The organism is Sphingomonas sp. Leaf25, assembly GCF_001421635.1.
GTDB lineage: Bacteria > Pseudomonadota > Alphaproteobacteria > Sphingomonadales > Sphingomonadaceae > Sphingomonas.
Genome location: NZ_LMKU01000023.1, coordinates 313,382 through 316,430 on the forward strand (window position 1 = coordinate 313,382; position 3,049 = coordinate 316,430).

Sequence of the window (3,049 nt, forward strand, 5' to 3'; positions counted from 1 at the left end):
ATCCCGCCTAGCTGAACAACGCATCCCCGCGCCGGCTGGCGGCGATTTCGGCGTCGGTAGGATCGCGCAGGCGTTCGATCGCGGTCGCGTCGGGGGTCCAGCGGATCAGCCCGGCGGCGGCGAACTGGCCGAGCCAATAGTCCATGCACCACCGGCCCCAGCGTTCGCGGAAGCGGGCGGCGTTGCGCAGGATCGGGTCGAACTGGTGGAGCGGGGGGACGTGGACCGCGTGATGCTGATGCCATGCGACCGCGCCGCCGACCCATGCCATCGGCACGCCCGCCGCGTGGAGCCGCCACGCGAAGTCGGTTTCCTCAGCCCCATAGCCGACATAGCCCTCGTCCATGCCGCCCGCCGCCTCCCATGCGCTGCGGGGAAGGGCGAACGAGAGGCCCCACAATTCGCCGTGACTCGGCACGGGGCGAACCTCGTCGTCGGCAAGCGCGGGTTTGGCGGGGTGGCGTTCGCCGGCATGTGGCAAGGCCGCCGGATCGACCGGGCCGGGCGGCAGATAACGGACTTCGCCGAGATAGACGCCGGGCGCGTCGGCCAGCACGCTGGCATAGCGTTCGACCAGCGTCGGCGAGGGGATGCAGTCGACATCCAGAAAGATCAGCGTGTCGCCCTGTGCGGCGGCAGCGGCGGCGTTGCGCGCGCGGGCGAGCGGCATCGGATCGCCGGGGACGAATATCTCGCGCAACCGTACGCCGGGATCGGGCAGGCCCGACGGCGCGGCATCCTGCATATAGGCGATGACGACTTCGTCGGGCGCACGGCTCTGGCGGGCGATGCCGGCGAGCAACTGCGCAAGATGCCCCTCGCGGCCGCGCACCAGCGTGCAGACCGAAATCACGCGATCAGCCGCCGGTCGGGTTGCGCGCGGAAATGGGCGACCCCTTCCATGATGCCGAACGCATAGCCGGTCCGCGCGACATAGCTGTGCGCGAGGTCGGGATGCTGTGCCAGACCATCCGAATAATTGCCGACGATGATCGATCGGGCGCAGGCGCGCAGCATCTCGACGTCATTGCCGCTGTCGCCCGCGACGATCACCTGATCGGGGCGCAGGCCATGATGCTGACGGACATACTCGACCGCCGTGCCCTTCGACGCGGCGAGCGGCAACACGTCGAGATAGCGGCCGTGGCTGTGGATCACCGAGGCGGTGACGCCGGCGGCGGCGAGCAGGTCGCGCACCCGTTCGGTGATGTCCGCCTCGCCACCGGTGAAATAGCTGAGCTTGTGACTGCGCTGTTCTAGCGGGCTTTGCGGGCGGAGGTCGGCGACGGTGGCGAGCAGCCGCGCGATGGCGGCGCGGTCCCAGCCGGCGTCGATCCGCCGGGTCCACGCATCGTCGCGGGCATAGACGCCGCCGTGGACGCGGTGGTAGATTTCCGATCCGACCGAGGTAATCATGATGGCGGGCGGCGCGACATGGTTCTGGGCGAGGATCGCCAGCGCGCTGTGCAGGCTGCGACCGGTGGCGATGCCGAACGCCATGTCGCGCTGGTCGCCGTGCCACAGGTTGAACGCGGCGGCGGCCTCCGCTTCGCCGAGCAGCGTGTTGTCGATGTCGGAGACGAGCAGCAGGCGCGGGGATTCCATCACCGGGGCCGGCGGGGCGATGACCGCCTGCGCCAGTTCGACATAGCGTTCGACATGGCCGTCCCAGTCGTACAGCCTGGCCGCGACCGCCCCGGCCTGCGAATACCGGTCCCACAGCATGTCGTCGGACAGGATTTTCAGCACCGCCTGACCGATGGCATGCGGATCGCGCGGATCGACGAGGATGCCGTTGCCGCAGCCTTCGATGATGTCATTCGGCCCGCCGCTGTCGGTCGCGACCAAAGGCAGGCCCGACGCGGCGGCTTCGAGCAGGGTGAGGCCGAACGGTTCGTTGAGCGCGGGGTTGACGAACACGCCGCGCCGCGCGCGGGCATAGGCATAGATCGCCGGGACTTCGTGCGGGGCGTGGCTCTTGGGAAGTGCTACCGATCCGTACAGGTCGTAGCGGTCGATCAGCGCGAACAGTTCGGCCATGTTGCCGGCGAGTTCGGGTTCAAGGCTGCGCGGATCATCGCGGGTGCCGGCGACGATGACGAGGTTCGCGGCGGTTTGCAGCGCGGGGCAGCGGCCATAGGCGTGGACGAGGGCGGCGAGGTTCTTCTTGCTGACCGGCCGGGCGATGGCGAGGATCGCGGGCTTGGTCGGATCGGCGAGGAACCGGTCGATCCGGGCGTCGACCAGCGTGTCGGTGCAGGTGCCGGCGAACAGTGCCAGATCGCTGCCCGGCGGGATGATGCGGATGCGGCCGGGATCGTAGCTCGGATAGCCGGCGTACTGCACCTCCGCCTCGTCGCGCGAGGAGGCGATGATCGCGGCGGCCCCGGCGATCGCGCGGTCCTCGATCGCGATGCGGCGGTCGATTCCCTGCGTCTCGGCGCAATCGGTGCCGAACGCGGTCCGCTTGACCCGGCCGAGCGAATGGGCGGTGAACAGATAGGGGATGCCGAGCCGGTCCTTGATCGCCGCCGCCACCGCGCCGGCATCGGCATAATGGGCATGGATCAGGTCGGGCCGGCGGTCGAGCGTTGCGATATGGGCGATAAGCGCGTCGACCGTGGTTTCATGCTCGCCCCACAATGCCTCCTTGGCCATATAGGCGTCGCTTGCCGAGCGCAGGCGGATGAGGCGGGTCGTCGCATCGATCGGTTCGACCGCGCGCCAATAGCCCTCGCCTGCAGGACCGCCGCGAAAGGCACGGGTGACGATCTCCTGCCGTTCGATGTCGGGATGTCGCCCGCCGGCCGTGACCAGATCGAGCAGGTAGCGGATGTGGCCGCCGGTGTCGGCCGTAACGCCATATTCCACCTCGCGCGCACGAAGACAGCCCTGCAACGCAAGATGTAGGATGAACATTACGGAACTTTCCCGTTTAAATACGTGGTGTTGGGACCACCCTGACGGAACCGTCGCGCAGGCGGATGGTTCCGCCCGTGGAATGCCCGCCCCCTTACGCATCGCGCAGCTCGCCCCGGTGATCTACCCC

General features: G+C 68.8%; 2 protein-coding genes. Both read right to left on the reverse strand.

The features are described from left to right. Positions 1 to 7: 7 nt before the first annotated feature. Complete coding sequence (locus ASE78_RS09180; RefSeq protein WP_200911020.1) at positions 8 to 853, reverse strand: glycosyltransferase family 2 protein; 846 nt, start codon at positions 851 to 853, stop codon at positions 8 to 10. Further along, positions 850 to 2,919: an HAD-IIB family hydrolase gene (locus ASE78_RS09185; RefSeq protein ID WP_056495976.1), complete on the reverse strand. Its 2,070-nt coding sequence runs from the start codon at positions 2,917 to 2,919 to the stop codon at positions 850 to 852. Before ASE78_RS09185 ends, ASE78_RS09180 begins: the two co-directional genes overlap by 4 nt. Positions 2,920 to 3,049 lie beyond the last annotated feature (130 nt).

Coding starts and splice junctions, on each gene's coding strand:
- ASE78_RS09185 (WP_056495976.1), bottom strand. CDS start 2,919: ATGTTCATCCTACATCTTGCGTTGCAGGGCTGTCTTCGTGCGCGCGAG.